Consider the following 230-nt stretch of genomic DNA (forward strand, 5'->3'; position numbering starts at 1 on the left):
GGGCCATGGCCATCAGCCCAGTTGCACCGGCTCGCCCTGCCGGTTGAACGGAATGAAAGCGCCGTGCGCGCCGCCCTTGATGGCCTCGACCATGCGCTGCAGCGGCGCCTCGGCGTCTGCGCTGCTGGGCGCCTGGTTCAAGGTGCCGGACAGCGCGGCGGCGAACACCATGGCCCAGTCGTGGCCAAACTGGGCGGACTCCTCGACCAGCGCCGCGAACGAAGCGATGT

At 70.0% G+C, this 230-nt stretch carries 1 pseudogene; it reads right to left on the bottom strand.

The window, feature by feature from the left end:
* Positions 1-12: 12 nt before the first annotated feature.
* Positions 13-230: pseudogene (locus QZH66_RS19005) on the bottom strand (ribonucleotide reductase subunit alpha); the annotation flags it as partial.

Source organism: Stenotrophomonas sp. YIM B06876 (assembly GCF_030711595.1).
Taxonomy (GTDB): Bacteria; Pseudomonadota; Gammaproteobacteria; order Xanthomonadales; family Xanthomonadaceae; genus Stenotrophomonas.